The 14,007-nt window shown below is 75.5% G+C and carries 11 protein-coding genes and 1 riboswitch; of the genes, 4 read left to right on the top strand and 7 right to left on the bottom strand.

Features of this window, described 5'->3' with window-relative positions; all coding sequences use genetic code 11:
* On the bottom strand, window positions 1-935 hold a 935-nt coding region (gene cobC, locus JNW98_RS30350), incomplete at its 3' end, for an Rv2231c family histidinol phosphate aminotransferase CobC (protein ID WP_223771507.1).
* Between the two features lie 223 nt (window positions 936-1,158).
* Here cobC and JNW98_RS30355 point away from each other — a divergent pair.
* From JNW98_RS30355 to JNW98_RS30370, 4 genes are all read left to right on the top strand, one after another.
* Window positions 1,159-1,725, top strand: coding sequence for a (2Fe-2S)-binding protein (locus JNW98_RS30355; protein ID WP_263421380.1), 567 nt, complete (start codon window positions 1,159-1,161; stop codon window positions 1,723-1,725).
* Window positions 1,718-2,746, top strand: a complete 1,029-nt coding sequence (locus JNW98_RS30360) for an FAD binding domain-containing protein (protein ID WP_223771509.1) — start codon at window positions 1,718-1,720, stop codon at window positions 2,744-2,746. The genes JNW98_RS30355 and JNW98_RS30360 overlap by 8 nt, the downstream gene beginning before the upstream one ends.
* A 265-nt stretch (window positions 2,747-3,011) precedes the next feature.
* On the top strand, window positions 3,012-5,231 hold the full coding sequence (locus JNW98_RS30365) for a xanthine dehydrogenase family protein molybdopterin-binding subunit (protein ID WP_223771510.1): 2,220 nt from the start codon (window positions 3,012-3,014) through the stop codon (window positions 5,229-5,231).
* 49 nt (window positions 5,232-5,280) lie between these two features.
* Window positions 5,281-6,429 (top strand): XdhC family protein, encoded by a 1,149-nt coding sequence (locus tag JNW98_RS30370; protein WP_223771511.1) that lies wholly within the window; start codon window positions 5,281-5,283, stop codon window positions 6,427-6,429.
* A 160-nt stretch (window positions 6,430-6,589) separates the two neighbouring features.
* On the opposite strand, the gene JNW98_RS30375 is transcribed toward JNW98_RS30370, so the two are convergent.
* The 6 genes from JNW98_RS30375 to JNW98_RS30400 are packed head-to-tail and all read right to left on the bottom strand — an operon-like array spanning window position 6,590 to window position 13,623.
* Window positions 6,590-6,961, bottom strand: a complete 372-nt coding sequence (locus tag JNW98_RS30375; RefSeq protein WP_223771512.1) for a cobalamin biosynthesis protein — start codon at window positions 6,959-6,961, stop codon at window positions 6,590-6,592.
* Window positions 6,954-8,315 (bottom strand): cobyrinic acid a,c-diamide synthase CobB, encoded by a 1,362-nt coding sequence (locus tag JNW98_RS30380; RefSeq protein WP_223771513.1) that lies wholly within the window; start codon window positions 8,313-8,315, stop codon window positions 6,954-6,956. Before JNW98_RS30380 ends, JNW98_RS30375 begins: the two co-directional genes overlap by 8 nt.
* Complete coding sequence (cobO, locus tag JNW98_RS30385) at window positions 8,309-8,917, bottom strand: cob(I)yrinic acid a,c-diamide adenosyltransferase (protein ID WP_223771514.1); 609 nt, start codon at window positions 8,915-8,917, stop codon at window positions 8,309-8,311. Before cobO ends, JNW98_RS30380 begins: the two co-directional genes overlap by 7 nt.
* Window positions 8,917-10,998 carry a putative cobaltochelatase gene (locus tag JNW98_RS30390; RefSeq protein ID WP_223771515.1) on the bottom strand — a complete coding sequence of 694 codons (2,082 nt, stop codon included), beginning with the start codon at window positions 10,996-10,998 and terminating at the stop codon, window positions 8,917-8,919. Before JNW98_RS30390 ends, cobO begins: the two co-directional genes overlap by 1 nt.
* Entirely contained in the window at window positions 10,995-12,614 is a 1,620-nt protein-coding gene (locus JNW98_RS30395; protein WP_223771517.1) for a cobyric acid synthase, read from the bottom strand. The genes JNW98_RS30390 and JNW98_RS30395 overlap by 4 nt, the downstream gene beginning before the upstream one ends.
* Before the next feature lies 1 nt (window position 12,615).
* Window positions 12,616-13,623, bottom strand: a complete 1,008-nt coding sequence (locus tag JNW98_RS30400; RefSeq protein ID WP_223771516.1) for a cobalamin biosynthesis protein — start codon at window positions 13,621-13,623, stop codon at window positions 12,616-12,618.
* 126 nt (window positions 13,624-13,749) lie between these two features.
* Window positions 13,750-13,838, bottom strand: a riboswitch (cobalamin riboswitch).
* Window positions 13,839-14,007 lie beyond the last annotated feature (169 nt).

Here is a 14,007-nt window from a genome sequence, read left to right on the forward strand (position 1 = left end):
ACGGCGAAGCCGAGGCCGCGGAGGCGGGTGCGGACCGCGGCCGCGTCGGGGAGGCGGATCAGGAGGAAGGGGCCGGCCGCGGGGGAGCAGACCGTCACCGACGGGAACATGGACAGGCGGTACTCCAGGTGCGCCCGGTCGGACGCGATGCGGTGGGCCGCGTGGGCGGCCTCCGCGAGGGCCGGGGGCTCGCTGCACGCCTCGGCCGCCACCAGGGCCGGGGAGGACACCGGCCAGAGCGGCTGGGCGCGTTCGAGCCTGGCGATCGTCCCCGGGGATGCCAGGACGTAGCCGACGCGCAGACCGGCCAGGCCCCACGTCTTGGTGAGGCTGCGGAGGACGACCAGGCCCGGCAGGTCCGTACGGGACGCCAGGGACTCGCCCTCGCCCGGCACCGCGTCCATGAACGCCTCGTCCACCACCAGCGTCCGCCCGGGACGGGCGAGCCGGGCCAGGGTGGTCGCCGGGTGCAGGACGGACGTGGGGTTGGTCGGGTTGCCGACGACGACCAGGTCCGCGTCGGACGGGACCGCGCGCGGGTCCAGCCGGAACCCGTCCGCCGCGTCCAGCACCACCCGTTCCACGCTGTGCCCCGCGTCCCGCAGGGCCGCCTCCGGCTCGGTGAACTGCGGGTGCACCACCACCGGGCGGCGTGCCGGCAGCGCCCGCGCGATCAGCACGAACGCCTCCGCCGCGCCGGCCGTCAGCAGGACCCGCTCCTCCGGCAGCCCGTGCCGGGCCGCCACCGCCCGGCGGGCCGCCCGGCCGTCCGGGTAGGCGGCGAGGGCGTCGATGGAGGCGGCGATGCGCTCGCGCAGCCAGTGCGGCGGCGTGCCCGCCCGGACGTTGACCGCCAGGTCCGTCAACTCGTCGCCCATGCCGCGTACTTCGGCGTCCCCGTGGTGGCGCAGGTCGGGCTCGGGGGATATGTGCATGAGCGGGGATACCTTCTCGCTGTGCGGCGGTGTTCCGGTGCTGTTCCAGTGCTGCGCCGGTGCGGCTCCGGTGGTTTTCCGGCGGTTTTCCGGCGGGGGAGACGTTACCGGGTTCCCGGGGCGGGGATTTCTCGCGGGCCCTTCCTGTCCGTGTGCGGTACGGCCGTCGTGTCTCCGTCCTTCCTCCTGCCTCGGGCCGTAGGATCACCCCGTTCCGGCCGTAATGTCGGATTGTGTGGATATATGTCCAGCGTGGAGGGTGGCGGTGGTGAACGGTTCTGCTGCGGCGGCCGACGGGACGCCCGGGCCCGTCGTCCGGGTGCCGGTGAGCCTCCGGGTCAACGGCGCCGAACGGCGGATCGAGGTGGACACCCGCACCTCGCTGCTGGACGCCCTCCGCGACGCCCTGGGTCTGACCGGTACGAAGAAGGGGTGCGACCAGGGCCAGTGCGGGGCCTGCACCGTGCACCTCGACGGCAAGCGGGTGCTCTCCTGCCTCACCCTCGCCGCGAGCGCCGACGGGCGTGACGTCCGGACGATCGAGGGGCTGGAACGGGACGACGGCGCTCCGCATCCCATGCAGGAGGCGTTCGCCCGCCACGACGCCCTCCAGTGCGGCTACTGCACCCCTGGGCAGATCATGTCGGCCGTCGCCCTGATCGAGGAGGGCCGGGCCGGCTCGGACGACGAGGTCCGCGAGTTCATGAGCGGCAACCTCTGCCGCTGCGGCGCCTACCCGCACATCGTCGACGCCATCCGCGACGTGGCCACCGGGGGCCGGCGTGCGTAGCTTCGCGTACGTCCGGGCCGGGACCGTCGAGGAGGCGGTCGCCGCGGCCGCCGCCGATCCGGAGGCCGCGTACCTAGCCGGCGGGACGACCCAGGTGGACCTGATGCGGGACGAGGTGTTCCGGCCCGCCCGGCTGGTGGACATCACCCGGCTGCCCCTGCGGGGCGTCGAACGCCGTGACGACGGTGGCGGTGTCCTCGTCGTCGGCGCGCTGACCACCATGGAGGAACTCGCCGCCCACGGGGACGTGACCACCCGCCTGCCGCTGGTGCGGGAGGCGCTGCTGCGCGGCGCCTCGCCGCAGCTGCGGCACATGGCCACCGTCGGCGGCAACCTCCTCCAGCGCACCCGCTGCCGCTACTACCGCGACCCCAGCACGGCGTGCAACAAGCGCGCGCCGGGCACCGGCTGCGCCGCGCTCGACGGCCACCACCGCATGCACGCCGTCCTCGGCACCAGCCCGCACTGCATCGCCACCCACCCCTCCGACCTGGCCGTCGCCCTCCTCGCCCTGGACGCCGCGGTGCGCGTCCACGGGCCGGACGGCGAACGCGCGGTGCCGCTGGGCGAGTTCTACCGGACGCCCGGCTCCACCCCGCACGTGGAGAACGCCCTCACGCACGGCGAGCTGATCACCCACCTGGAGATCCCGCTGCTGCCCCCGGAGGCCCGCTCGGGCTACCTGAAGGTGCGGGACCGGGCCAGCTACGAGTTCGCGCTCGCCTCCGTCGCCGCCGCCCTGGTCGTTGACGAGGACGGGCGGATCCGGTCCGCCCGGCTCGCCCTCGGCGGCGTCGGCACCGTCCCGTGGCGGGTGCCGCGGGCCGAGGAACTGCTGCGCGGCGCCCGGCCGGACGACGACGTCCTGCGCGCGGCGGCGGAGGCCGCCCTGAGCGGCGCCGAGGGCCGGCCCGACAACGCCTTCAAGATCGGTCTCGGCCGGCGGGCCGTCGTGCGGATGCTGGGCGCTCTGGCGCGCGGCGAGGAGCCTGACGGGGCGGCGCGGGGTGAGGGCCGGTGAGCACCCTGGCGTGGGGACGGGAGGCGAGCGTCCCGGTGCCGCGGGATCGCCTCCCCGCGGCAGGAAGGCTGCGGATGGCCGGGAGGCAGAGGACCGGGAGGCTGCGGACGGCCGGGAGACCGAGCTGTGTTCCTGGCAGGCCGGCCCGCGACCGGGAGGACCGGGCCGGGGCCTGGTGCCGAGCCGGGACCGGGTGCCGAGCCGGGAGGACCGGAGGAACCGAGCCGTGGCCGGAAGCGCCGACCGTGACCGAGAGGGCTGATCCATGACACCGCCGACGACGACACCGACGCCGCCGCCGACACCCGCCCGGCTCGGCGAGGGCATCGACCGCGTCGACGCGCGCGTCAAGACCGCCGGCCGGGCCGCGTACCCGACGGACACCGCGTACCCCGGCCTCGCCCACGCCGTCCTCGTCCAGAGCACGATCGCCGCCGGTCGGATCACCGCCCTCGACGCGGCGGCGGCCGAGGCCGCGCCCGGCGTGCTCGCGGTGATCAGCCACGAGAACGTCCCCGCCCTGCGCGAGGCGCCCGACCGGTCCGCGTCGCTGCCGCCGCCCCCGCTGCGGGACGACCGGATCCACCACCACGGCCAGACCGTCGCCGTCGTGGTGGCCGACAGCTTCGAGCAGGCGACCGAGGCCGCCCGGCTGGTCCGCGTCACGTACGCGGCGGACGCCGTGGTGGCGGACCTCGACCATCCCGACGCCCAGCACGACCACGACCCGTTCGGGACCGACGGCGGGACCGGTGACGTCGAGAAGGCCCTGGAGGCCGCGCCCGTCCGCGTGGAGGGGACGTACCGCACGGCGGCGAACACCAACAACCCCATGGGCCCGTTCGCCACCGTCGCCCACTGGGAGGGTGACCACCTCACCGTCCACGACTGCACCCAGGGCCCCTCCCGCACCCGCGCCGACCTCGCGGCCACCCTCGGCGTACCGCCGGAGGCCGTCCGCGTCCTGGCCCCCTACCTGGGCGGCGGCTTCGGCGCCGGTCTGCGTACTTGGGGGCACACGGTCCTCGCTGCCGTCGCCGCGCGGCAGGTGGGGCGGCCGGTGAAGCTGGTGCTGACGCGCAAGCAGATGTTCACGTCCGTCGGGCACCGGCCCGACACCAAGCAGACCGTACGGATCGGCGCCACCCGGGACGGCCGGATCACCGCCCTCGACCACCGGGCGTGGCAGTCCCTCTCGATGACCGATGCCAACATGGAGCCCGTCTCCCACACCTCACAGTCCTCCTACGCCTCGCCCAACATCGCCACCCGCGACGTCCAGGTCCGCCTGAACGTCCCCGCGCCCGGCTCCATGCGCGCGCCCGGCGACGCGCAGGGCAACTACGCGCTGGAGTGCGCGCTCGACGAACTCGCCCACGAACTGGGCATGGACCCGCTCGAACTCCGGCTGCGCAACTACGCCGACGAGCACCCCGTCACCGGACAGCAGTGGTCGTGCAACGACCTGCGGGCCTGCTACGAGGCCGGCGCCGAGATGTTCGGCTGGGAGCGCCGCGACCCCGAACCGCGCTCCACGCGCCGCGGCCGGACCCTGGTCGGCTACGGGATGGCCGGGACGTCGTTCTTCTTCTACCAGGCCGACTGCGCCGCCCGCGTCACCGTCGGGGCGGACGGCGGCGCGGTGGTGGAGAGCTCGGGCATGGACATCGGCACCGGAACGTACACAGTGATGACGCAACTGGGCGCCGAACTGCTGGGGTTGCCGGTGGGACGGGTGCGCATGGTGATGGGGGACAGCTCCCTGCCGGCGGCGCCCTCCGCCGGCGGCTCCGGACTCACCGCCGCCATGGGAACCGCCGTCCACAACGCCTCCCGGCACCTGCTCCAGTCCTTCCTCGACCTCGTCCGCGACGACGCCGAGTCGCCCCTGCGCGGCGTCGCCCTGGACGGCGTCCGCGCCGAGGACGGCCGCATCGTGCGCACCGACGACGGCCGCGGCGAGGCGTACACGGCGATGCTCGCCCGGCACGGGCGGGACCGGCTGTCCGCAGAGGGGTCGGCCGAGGCGCCGGGCCAGAAGGGCGCCGTCGTCCCCACCGGCCCGTACGCGGCGAAGTTCGCGGAGGTGCACGTCGACGAGGACCTCGGCGTCATCCGCGTCGCCCGCCTGGTGACCGCCGCGCACTGCGGGCGCGTCCTCAACGAGAAGACCGCCCGCAGCCAGCTCGTCGGGGGCACGGTCGGCGGCATCGGCATGGCCCTGCTGGAGGAGACCGTCACCGAACCGCACACCGGGCGCATCGCCAACCCCACGCTCGGCGACTACCTCGTCGCCGTCAACGCCGACATCCCGCGCCTGGGCGTGCGCTTCGTCGGCGGCCCCGACCCCACGAACCCCAACGGCACCAAGGGTTGCGGCGAACTCGGCATCCCCGGCACGCCGGCCGCCATCGCGAACGCCGTCTTCCACGCGACGGGGGTGCGGGTGCGGCGGCTGCCGATCCGGATCGAGGACGTCCTGTGAGACGACGCGTGTCCCCCCGCTGTGCCGGCCGATCCCCGGAGCGTCCGCGATGCTCGACCTCGCCCCCGAGCTGAGCCGCTGGTGCGCCGAGGGGCGCGAGTTCGCCGTGGCCACCGTCGTCGCCACGCGGGGGAGCGCGCCCCGGGGGCCAGGCGCGGCCCTCGCCGTCGCCGCCGACGGCACGGCGGCCGGGTCGGTCTCCGGCGGCTGCGTCGAGGCCGCCGTCCACGAACTGTGCCGCCGCGCCCTGGCCACCGGCGAGTCCCTGCTCGAACGCTTCGCGGGCGACCCGGACGACCCGTTCGCCATCGGCCTCACCTGCGGCGGCACGCTCGACGTCCTCGTCACACCGGTCCGGGCCGGCAGCCCCGCCGCGTCCGCCCTGACCGCCGCCGCCCGGGGCGAGGCGGTGGCGCTCGTGCGCGCTCTCGGCGGTCTCACCGGCCCCGGCCTGCTCGTCCGCCCCGGTGGCCTGCCGGAGGGGACTCTGGGGGGCGGCGCGATTTTGGACAGCGCCGCCGTCGACGCCGCCCGCGCCCTGCTCGACGCCGGCCGCAGCGCCGCCGTCGACGTCGGTGCCGTCACTGTGTGGGTGGAGAGCACCGCCCCGCCGCCCCGCATGATCGTCTTCGGCGCGATCGACTACGCGGCGGCCCTGGTCCGCGTCGGCTCCTTCCTCGGCCACCATGTGACCGTGTGCGACGCCCGTCCCGTCTTCGCCACCGAGGAACGCTTCCCGGACGCCGACGAGGTCGTCGTCGACTGGCCCCACCGCTACCTGGACTCGCAGCGGCTCGATCCGCGGGCCGTGCTGTGTGTGCTCACGCACGATGCCCGGTTCGATGTGCCGTTGCTGGTACGGGCGTTGCGGCTGCCCGTCGCGTATGTGGGGGCGATGGGGTCGCACCGGACGCACCGGGAGCGGTTGCGGCGGTTGCGGGCGGCGGGGGTGAGCGAGGCGGAGCTTTCCCGGTTGCGGTCGCCTATCGGGCTCGATCTGGGGGCTCGGTCGCCCGAGGAGACGGCGGTTTCGATCGCGGCGGAGATCGTCGCTCATCGGCATGGGGGGAGTGGGGTGCCGCTGACTGGGAGTGAGGCGCCTATTCACCGGGGGGTGGGGATGCGGCGGGTGGTGCGGGTGGGGTGCCCCAGTCCCGCCCCTTCGCCGTTTCCTGGGGCTGCGCCCCAGACCCCCTGATCGCGGCTTCGCCGCGCGTCCTCAAACTCCCCCAGAGGGGGCACCCCCAACGGGCTGATATAGCCCGTCCGGCGTTTGAGGACAGCGCGCGCAGCGTGCTTCGGGGGTGCGGGGGCGCAGCCCCTGCAAGAAACGGTGAGAGGGCGGGACCGGGGCACCCTCACCCCGCCACCGCACACGTCACCCGCCCGGAAACCCGCTTCGGCACGAGCAGAACCGCCCCCGCACCGGCCGCCAGCAAAGCAGCCGCCTCCGCGACGGAAGCCGTACCGACCGCCGCGCCGACGGCGACGGAAGGATGCGGGACGGCGACCCGCGCCAACTCGGGGGCTCCGTAAGCCCGGACCGGAACGCCGAGACGAACCCCCGCCGCCACGATGCCCGGCTCGGAAGCCCGCGCCGTGACCGTGGCGAGCAGGGCGGGCCGGGCACCGGCCGGCAGGCAACGGGTGACGAGCGCCAGCACCTCGTCCGCGCCGACCCCCGGCCGAGCACCGACGCCCACCCACACCCGCCGAGCGGCGTCAGCCACGCGCCGCCGCCACCAGCCGCTCAGCGACCCCAGGCGCCCCCGCCCAGTGCACATGCAGGTAGGAAGCGTGGACGCCGCCCGCCGTGAAGCCCTCGACGCGTCGCTCGGGGGCGGTGAAGCCCCAGGCGGGGGCCGGGCCCGCGCCCGGTTCGACGGTCGTGCGGTGGAACTCGTGGCCGCGGACCCGCGTTCCCGCCGCCGCGAGGGGGTTGTCGGCGAGGGCGACGGCCTCGCGGTAGCCGAGGGTGAGCCGGGGGGACATCCGGGCCTCGCCGGGCAGGACGCCGCACATGGGCCGGCCGTCCAGCGAACGGGACAGGTAGAGCAGGCCCGCGCACTCCGCAGCGACCGGCGCGCCGGTCGCCGCGAGGGCCGAAACGGCCGTACGCAGCGGCTCGTTGGCGGAGAGTTCGGACGCGTACATCTCCGGGAAGCCGCCGCCGATCACCAGGCCGGCCGTGTCCGGCGGCAGCTTCTCGTCCCGGAGCGGGTCGAACGGGACGACGTCCGCGCCCGCCGCCGTCAGCAGCTCCGTGTGCTCCGTGTAGGAGAAGGTGAACGCCGGGCCGCCGGCGACCGCGATCACCGGGCGCGGACCCGCCGGCGGCGAGGCGGCCTCCGGTGACCACGCCGGCCCGGGCACCGGCGGCGCGCTCCGGGCCAGCGCCAGCAGCGCGTCCAGGTCGCAGCCCTCCCGTACCCGCGCCGCCTGCGCGGCCACCGCGTCCAGCGCCTCCGCGCGCCGCTCGGCCACCGGGACGAGGCCCAGGTGCCGGCTGGGCGTGTCGACGTCGGCGGCCCGGCGCAGCGCGCCCAGGACCGGGACGCCTGCGCCGCCCAACGCCTCGCGGAGCAGGGCCTCGTGCCGGTCCGAGCCGACCTTGTTGAGGATGACGCCAGCGACCCGTACCTCCGGGTCCCAGGACGCGAAGCCGTGCACCAGCGCCGCCACCGAACGCGACTGCGACGACGCGTCCACGACCAGCACCACCGGCGCCCGCAGCAGCTTCGCCACGTGCGCCGTCGACGCCAGCTCGCCCCGGCCGCTCGCGCCGTCGAACAGGCCCATCACGCCCTCGATGACGGCGAGTTGGGCCCCTTCGGCGCCGTGCAGGAACAGCGGGGCGATCCGCTCCGGGCCGCACAGGAACGCGTCGAGGTTGCGGCCCGGGCGGCCGGTCGCGAGCGCGTGGTAGCCCGGGTCGATGTAGTCCGGGCCGACCTTGTGCGGCGACACGGCCAGACCCGCGTCGGCGAACGCCCGCATCAGGCCGGTGGCCACCGTCGTCTTGCCGGTGCCGGACGCGGGCGCCGCGATGACCAAGCGTGGAACGGAGGTAGCGGACGTCACCACTCGATGCCCCGCTGGCCCTTCTGGCCGGTGTCCATCGGGTGCTTGACCTTCGACATATCCGTGACCAGGTCCGCGAAGTCCACCAGCTCCTGCGGCGCGTTGCGGCCGGTGATCACCACGTGCTGGGTGCCGGGACGGTCCTTGAGCACCGAGATCACCTCGTCGGTGTCGATCCAGCCCCAGTGCAGCGGGTACGCGAACTCGTCGAGCACGTACAGCTTGTAGCGCTCGTCCGCCAGGTCGCGCTTGACCTGCTCCCAGCCCTCGCGCGCCTTCTCCTCGTTGCTCTGCTCCCCGTCCTTGGGGTCGCGCTGGATCCAGCTCCACCCCTCGCCCATCTTGTGCCAGTCGACGCTCCCGCCCTCGCCGGAGGCGCCCAGCACGCGCAGCGCGTTCTCCTCGCCGACCTTCCACTTCGCCGACTTCACGAACTGGAACACCCCGATCGGCCAGCCCTGGTTCCAGGCCCGCAGCGCGAGCCCGAACGCGGCCGTCGACTTGCCCTTGCCGATGCCGGTGTGGACGAAGACGAGCGGCCGGTTGCGGCGCTGGCGCGTGGTGAGACCGTCGTCCGGAACGACGGTCGGCTGTCCCTTGGGCATTACGCGGCTCCCCTGGTCGTGGTCGTGGTGGTGCGGACGGTACGGACGAGCGCGGTGACGGTGTCCGCCCGGAGTTCGTCGAGGGTGACGACCGGTGCCTGCAAAGACTGCCCCAATTCGGCCGCCAGGCCCAGACGGACCGGCCCGGCCTCGCAGTCGACGACGACGGACGCCGTGCCCTCGGCCGCCAGCAGATCCGCCGCCTTCGACGCCCTGACCAGCGGCTCGGGACCGCCCGTCGCCCGGCCGTCGGTGACGACGACCAGCAGCGGACGCCGCGACGGATCGCGCAGCCGCTCCACCCGCAGCACCTCGCGCGCCCGCAGCAGGCCGTCGGCGAGCGGCGTCCGGCCGCCCGTCGGCAGCTTCTCCAGCCGGGCCGCGCCCGCGTCCACCGACGAGGTGGGCGGCAGCGCCAGGTCCGCACCGGAACCCCGGAACGTGATCATTCCGATCTTGTCCCGGCGCTGGTAGGCGTCCAGGAGGAGGGAGAGGACGGCGCCCTTGACCGCGCTCATGCGCTTGCGCGCCGCCATCGAGCCGGAGGCGTCCACGACGAAGAGGACGAGGTTGCCCTCGCGCCCCTCGCGCACCGCCTCGCGCAGGTCGTCCCGGCGGACGACGAGGCCACGGCCCGCCCGGCCGCGCGCGTGCTGGTGCGGGGCGGCGGCCTGGAGCGTCGCGGCCAGGTGCAGCCTGGTCAGCGTCCCTCGCGGGCGCCGGGAACCGGTCGTCCTGCCGTGCGCGGTACGGGCCCGGGAGCGGCGGCCGGCCGCGCCCTCGCCGAGGCCGGGGACGTCGAACTTCCGGGTGCGGAACGGCTCGGCGGCGGCAACGGGAGCGGCCTCGCCGCCCGCGCCGTCCTGGGGTGCCGAACCCTCCTGCGCGGAGGGGGAGTCGGCGGCGGGCTGCTCGCGCTGGGGCGGCAGGTCGGCGGCGGGGTCGGTCGTGTCGGTGCCGGTGGTCTCCTGCGGCGGCATGCCGTCACCCGGGCCGTCGTCCTCCGGTCCGCCGTCGTCGGGCCCCTGGTCGTCGGGGCCCTGCGGGTCGTCGTCCCCGCCGTCGTCCTCGTCCTCGAACTGCCGGAGGATCTCGTCGAGTTTCTCCTCGTCCAGGCCGGGCGCGTCGAAGGGGTTGCGCCGGCGGCGGTGGGGGAGCGCGAGCAGGGCGGCCTGCCGGACGTCCTCGGTGACGACGTCCGTACGGCCGTCCCAGGCGGCGAGCGCGGTCGCGGTGCGGGCCGTCACGATGTCGGCGCGCATGCCGTCCACCTCGAAGCCGGCGCACACGGCGGCGATCCGGCGCAGGGCGCCATCTCCGAGCCGCACGCTCGGCAGCAGGGCGCGCGCGGCGGCGATGCGCTCCCGGAGCGCCTCCTCCTCCGCCGCCCACTTGGCGGTGAACGCGGCCGGATCCTCGTCGTACGCGAGCCGTCGGCGGACGACCTCCACCCGCTCGCCCGGCTCCCGGGAGGCGGCGACCTCGACGGTCAGGCCGAACCGGTCGAGGAGCTGGGGGCGGAGCTCGCCCTCCTCGGGGTTCATGGTGCCGACGAGGAGGAAGCGGCTGGCGTGGCGGACGGAGACGCCCTCGCGCTCGATGTGGGCGGCGCCGGTCGCCGCCGCGTCGAGGAGCGAGTCGACGAGGTGGTCGCCCAGGAGGTTGACCTCGTCGACGTACAGCACACCCCGGTGCGCGCCGGCCAGCAGGCCGGGCTCGAACGCCTTCACGCCGTCGGAGAGCGCGCGCTCGATGTCGAGCGAGCCGACGAGGCGGTCCTCCGAGGCGCCCACGGGCAGCTCGACCATCCGCGCGGGGCGGACGAACCGGGTCCCGTCCTCGTGCGGACCGTCGGGGCACGAGGCGTCCGGGGCGGCCGGGTCGCAGCCGAAACGGCAGTCGGTGTGGGTCTCGACCTCGGGGAGGAGGGTGGAGAGGGCGCGGACGGTCGTCGTCTTCGCCGTGCCCTTCTCACCGCGCACGAGCACGCCGCCCACCGCGGGGCTCACCGCGTTGAGGAGCAGCGCCAGCCGCAGGCTGTCCATGCCGACGATGGCGGCGAAGGGGTACGGAGTGCTCATGCGGTGATCGCTCCTTCGGAGGGTGTCGCTGGACGGGGCGGGGGGAGGGGGGTGCCCGGGTCCCTCCCCTTCCCCGTTGCTTCGGAGGCCGTGCCCACGGGCACCGGCGCCGGCGCCCCCGGCGGGATGAACGGCAGCCCCGCCGGGACCCCGTCCTCGATCAGGCGCAACAGCGCCTCCGTGTCGGCGTGTTCCTCGATGAGGTCGCCGAGGCGGTCGAGCTGCTCCTCGCGGAGGGCGGCGAACGACGTGTCGGGTGCGGGGACGAAGCGGCGGCCCGCCTGCCGGGCCACCCGGCGGAGGAACGCGCGGCGGAAGCCGTCGCTCTCCAGGGAGCCGTGCCAGTGGGTGCCCCAGACCGCGCCGACGCGGCAGCCGTCGAGGAACTCCTCGTCGCCGCCGGTCACTTCGGCGACGCCGTGGTGGATCTCGTAGCCGTCGACGTGCTCGCCGAGCGCCTTCCCCGTCGGGCGGGCGAGGGTCTTCTCGGCAGCGAAGCGGACCCGGACCGGGAGCAGCCCGAGACCGTCCACGACGCCCGCACGCGACTCGACGTCGTCCTCGATCCGCTCGCCGAGCAGCTGGAAGCCGCCGCAGATGCCGAGCACCGGGCGGCCCTCGGCGGCGCGCCGGGCGAGCGCGTCGGCGAGGCCGCGCTCGCGGAGCCAGGCGAGGGCGCGGACGGTGCCGCGGGTGCCCGGGACGACGACGAGGTCCGCGTCGGCCAGCTCCTCCGGGCGGTCCACGAACCGGACGACGACGCCCGGTTCGGCGGCCAGCGCGTCGACGTCCGTGAAGTTGGACATCAGCGGGATCGCGCAGACGGCGACCCGCAGGACGTCCTCGCCGTGCGGCGGTGCGACGACCGACTCGCGGACCGCGCCGCGCAGCGACACCCGCAGGCCGTCCTCCTCGTCGATGCCGAGGCCGTGCGCGAACGGCAGGACGCCGTAGGTCCGGCGGCCGGTGAGGCCGCGCAGCATCTCCAACCCCGGCTCCAGGAGCGAGACGTCGCCGCGGAACTTGTTGACGACGTAGCCGGCGATCAGCTCCTGGTCCTCGGGGGAGAGGAGCGCGGTCGTGCCGAAGAACGAGGCGAAGACGCCGCCGCGGTCGATGTCGCCGACCACGACGACCGGCAGCCGGGCGGCCCGGGCGATGCCCATGTTGACGATGTCGGTACGGCGCAGGTTGATCTCGGCGGGGCTGCCGGCGCCCTCGCAGATCACCGCGTCGTGGGTGCGGCGCAGCTCCGCCAGGCAGTCGGTGACCGTGCCGAACAGCTGCTCCTGGCGGCCGGAGTGGTAGCCGCGGGCGCTCAGCTCGCCGACGGGCTTGCCCATCAGGACGACCTGGCTGCTGCGGTCGCCGCCGGGCTTGAGGAGCACCGGGTTCATCAGCGCGGACGGCTCGACGCGGGCTGCCGCGGCCTGCATGGCCTGGGCGCGGCCGATCTCGGCGCCCTCGCGGGTGACGAACGAGTTCAGCGACATGTTCTGCGCCTTGAAGGGCGCGACTTTGACGCCCTTGCGGACCAGCCAGCGGCAGATGCCGGCCGTGACCACGCTCTTGCCCGCGTCGGAGGTCGTCCCCGCGACCAGCAGGCCCCCGCCCAGTTCAGCCACTGACCCTCCTCGTCATGGATCCCGCTCCCAATCTGCCCATGCCGCGGTCCCGGAAGACCCGGGTCACCGCCCACCGGCCGGCGACCGCGGCGCCCAGCGCCAGCAGCGACACCCGGCGCGACAGCCGCACGGCCCGTTCGATGTCGGCCGCCGCCACCGGGCGGAGCTCCGCGCCGAGGACGGGACGGTGTTCGACGCGGCCGGCGTAGGCGAGGGTGCCGCCGAGGCGGACGCCCAGGGCGCCGGCGAACGCGGCCTCCACCGGTCCGGCGTTGGGGCTCGGGTGGCGGGCGGCGTCGCGGCGGGCCACGCGCAGGGCGCGGCGCGGGTCCGGGCCGGCGACGACGGCGAGGGCCGCGGTGAGCCGGGCGCCGGGCCAGCCCACGACGTCGTCGAGCCGGGCGGAGGCCCAGCCGAAGCGGCGGTGGCGCGGCGACTTGTGGCCCACCATGGCGTCGAGCGTGTTGACGGCGCGGAAGCCGACCAGGCCCGGCACGCCGGCGAACGCGCCCCAGACGAGGGCGCCGACGACCGCGTCGGAGGTGTTCTCGGCGACGGACTCCACGACGGCGCGGGCGATCTGCTGCGAGTCGAGGGACTGCGGGTCGCGCCCGCACAGGTGCGGCAGCCGCTCCCGGGCGACCTCCAGGTCGCCGGCCTCCAGCGCGCCGCCGATGGCCCGGGCCTCCCGGCCCAGCGAGGTGCCGCCGAGGACGGCCCAGGTGGCGGCGGCGGTCAGCGCTACGTCGGCCTTGTGCGAACGGCGCGCGGAGCGGGCCAGCAGGGCGGCGGCGGTCGCGGCGCCGCCCGCGCAGACGGCGGTGTGCAAGGTGCCGCGGCCGCGGTGATCGGCCCACAGACGGCGTTCGACGGCGAGCGCGGCCCGGCCGAAGGCGGCCACGGGGTGGCCCCGGCGGGGGTCGGCGAACACGAGGTCGGCGAGGAAGCCGAGCGTGGCGCCGCACGCGAAACCGACGGGACGTGACGTACCCGTACGCATCGGCTCAGACCGCCGTCGCGCCTCGGTGGGGTCGGCGGGAGGCGTCGGGTGATCGGCGGCGGCCGCGCATGTTCCGTGTGTCCTCACTCAGGGTCCGCGCCCTGGTTCGACGTGACCGGCGACCCAGAGTCTCCTGGCTTCCGGACCGGCCTCGCGGGTGGGCGGGGCGTCCGGTGACAGTGGCGGGACCGCGCCGGATTCTCACCGGCTTCCTCTGTGTGTCGCCGTTTGGCCTCGGCAGTCCACCACGGCCCGCGGGCGGCGTCAACTCGCGGTGGGGTGCCCCTGACCCGCCCTTTCACGTCAAACGCCGGGCGGGCTGAATGGTCAGCCCGTCCGGCGTTTGAGGACGCGCGCCGCAGGCGCGCTCGGGGGTGCGGGGGC

Source organism: Streptomyces huiliensis (assembly GCF_020037025.1).
Taxonomy (GTDB): Bacteria; Actinomycetota; Actinomycetes; order Streptomycetales; family Streptomycetaceae; genus Streptomyces; species Streptomyces huiliensis.